Genomic DNA, 2744 nt, shown 5'->3' with positions numbered 1-2744 from the left:
CCGGCCCACCTCACCGTGATCGACGCCCTCGCCCTCACCCCGAGGAGCTGCGCGGGGAACCGGTCCGAGCGGCCCTGCACCTGCCGGCCGCCGTCACGGTCGACCACGCGTACTGACGCCGGGCCCGCACGCCCGGGTGCGGCCCGCCCACGGAGGGAACCGCATGCTCGAAGAACGCCCGTACGCCTCCCTGTCCGCCGTGGAGATCGCCGAGCTGGTCAACGGCGGCCGGGTGACCGCCCGTGACGTCGTCGACACCGCCCTGGCGCTGACCGCCGAACGCGACGGCGCCCTGCGGGCCTTCACCGCCTTCTGGGCGGACGCCGCCCGAGCCGCGGCGGCCGAGGTCGACGCGGCGGTGGCCCGCGGAGCCCGCCTGCCGCTGTCCGGTTTACCGATCGGGGTCAAGGCGGGCGAAGTGGCCGGACTCGTTCCAGAACCGGCGGCTGGCCGCCGCCGGGTGCGTCCCGATCGGGGCGACCTCCGTCCCCCGCGCCGGCACCCGCTGGCAGACCTACGGCTCCACCGACCGCGGGCCCACCCTCAACCCCCTCGGCGCAGCCTGGTCCCCGGGCGGATCGTCAGCAGGCTCCGCAGCCGCGGTCGCCGCAGGCCTCGTACCGCTCGCCACCGGCTCCGACGGCGCCGGCTCGGTCCGCATCCCCGCCGCCTGGTGCGGCGTCATCGGGCTCAAGCCGACCAACGGTCTCCTGCCCTCCCGGGACCGCGCCGGACTGAACACCCCCGGCGTGCTGGCCCGCGCCCCGCACGACGCCGTCGCCTACCTCCGCGCCGTCGCCGGCACCACCGCCGCACCGCCGCTTCCGCGCACACCGAGGGTGGCCTGGACCCCGACCCTGGGGTTCGCCGCGACCGACCCCGGTACCACCGACACCGCCCGGCGCGCCCTCCACCGGATCTCGCGCACCGCTCCGTAGGCGGCCTCGACCACCCGGTCGCGCTGCACGATCCGGCCTCCGAGGGGACCGCTCTGCGCGCCGGTGCCCCGGGCCCGGACGCCGAGCGCCTGGTCGCGGCGAACAACGAGCACCTGCGAGCGGTCTTCGACGAGTTCGACCTCATCGCCACTCCCACCACCCCCCACCCCCCGCACGGCCACGACGGCCCCGGAACCCGCATGAGCGTGGCCCTCACCTGGGCGTTCAACATCTCCGGCCATCCGGCGCTCACCCTGCCGGCCGGTATTTCGCCCGCGGGCGAACCCGTCGGACTCCAGCTGGTCGCCCGTCACGGCGCGGACACCCTGCTCCTCGACGTTTTTTGTTTTTAGCCGGGACCGGCTCCGCGGACGGGCCGGTCCGCGACGGGTTCGGGCCCGGCCGTGTCAGCCGCCCCAGTGCGGGCAAGCGCGCCACATGACATCGAATACGAGCACGGCCCTCGCCCAGGCCGCCGGACCCCTACCCGCCTGGCTGCACCTGCTGGTGATGGCCTTCGCCCTCGTCGTCCTGGTGGCCACCCTGGCCCGGCACAGGTAGCCCTCCCGTGTTGTTCCTGGCGCTGCTCGTACCGCCCCTGCTGATGTGCGCCGTCCTCGGGCTCGGCCGGTACGAGGAACACATGCTGGGACCGGCCGGCCCGCCCGGCGGACGCGAACCGCCGGTGGTCCGGGCGCGGGGCAGGCACCGGCGCCACCCCCGCACCCCGGGCACGGGCCGTCCGGTCCGCGGAACACGAACGCGCCCCGCGCGGCCTCCCGCCCACGTACGCTGATCCCGCGCAGCTCCTCCCCGCCGCGCCACCGCGGAAGAGGACGCCTCCACCATGCGACGACAGCAGCACCCCGCCGGCCCCCGGACCGGGCACGTCTTCCGGACCTCGGACGTGGACGTGGCACGGGACTGGCTCAGTTCGGCGTACGGGACGAGCCTGCGCATGAAGACCCCCGCGCCCGCGAGCCCCTTCACGTACACGCGCGACAACGTCGGCCCCGTATCGCTGAGCACCATCTCGCTGCGGACCGAGTACGCCTACGCCACCGGCCCCCTCGGCGCCGTGGCCATCACCCACGTGGTCGGCGGCCGGATGGCCAGGGAGTGCGCCGACGACACCGCGGAGGCCGGGCCGGGCGACGTCCTGGCGATCTCACAGCCCCACCTCCCCTACGCGGGACGGGTGTACTCGGCCGAACTCCGTGCCGTGACGGTGCCGCTCGCCCTGGTCGAGGAAGTCGCGGGCCGACCGGCCGACCGCCCCGCCCGGCCGCTGCGCTTCACCCGCTTCACGCCCGTCTCCACGGCCATGGCCGAACAGTGGAAGAGGACGGTCGACTACGTCGAGGAGAGCGTCTCGCGCCTGCCGGCGGGCGGCGAGCCGCTGGTGGCCGACGCCGCCGCGAGGATGCTGGCCGCGACCGTCGTGGCCGCCTTCCCCACCGACGCCCGGCCCGACACCGTACTCGCCGACACGCGGGACGCGACGCCGGAGACCGTCCGCCGGGCCGTCGCCTTCATCGAGTCGCAGCCGGACGCCCCGATCGGCCTCGCCGAGATCGCCGCCGCTGCCGCGGTCACCCCGCGGGCCCTCCAGTACGCCTTCCGCCGCCATCTCGGCACCACACCGACGGCGTACCTGCGCCGCGTACGCCTCGCACTGGCCCACGCCGACCTCGTCGCCGCGGACCCCGCCCGGGACACGGTCACGGCCATCGCGAACCGCTGGGGCTTCCACCACCAGGGACGTTTCTCCGCCGCCTACCGCGCCGCCTACGGGGGCCCGCCCGG

The 2744-nt window shown here is 75.8% G+C and carries 4 protein-coding genes; all 4 read left to right on the top strand.

Features of this window, described 5'->3' with window-relative positions:
• Positions 1-446: 446 nt before the first annotated feature.
• Entirely contained in the window at positions 447-938 is a 492-nt protein-coding gene (locus tag SSNG_RS43335) for an amidase family protein (RefSeq protein ID WP_347232491.1), read from the top strand.
• Positions 845-1291: an amidase family protein gene (locus tag SSNG_RS43330; RefSeq protein ID WP_241695194.1), complete on the top strand. Its 447-nt coding sequence runs from the start codon at positions 845-847 to the stop codon at positions 1289-1291. The genes SSNG_RS43335 and SSNG_RS43330 overlap by 94 nt, the downstream gene beginning before the upstream one ends.
• A gap of 85 nt (positions 1292-1376) precedes the next feature.
• Positions 1377-1499 (top strand): hypothetical protein, encoded by a 123-nt coding sequence (locus SSNG_RS44685; protein ID WP_277752128.1) that lies wholly within the window; start codon positions 1377-1379, stop codon positions 1497-1499.
• 286 nt (positions 1500-1785) lie between these two features.
• Positions 1786-2744: AraC family transcriptional regulator (locus SSNG_RS00885; protein ID WP_007261887.1), on the top strand; the 959-nt coding region annotated here is incomplete at its 3' end.

Origin of the sequence: Streptomyces sp. C (assembly GCF_000158895.1) — a bacterium.
In the GTDB taxonomy this organism is placed as follows: Bacteria; Actinomycetota; Actinomycetes; order Streptomycetales; family Streptomycetaceae; genus Streptomyces; species Streptomyces racemochromogenes.
Note: the sequence above shows the minus strand (reverse complement) of the source record. Positions and strands in the feature narration are given on the sequence as shown.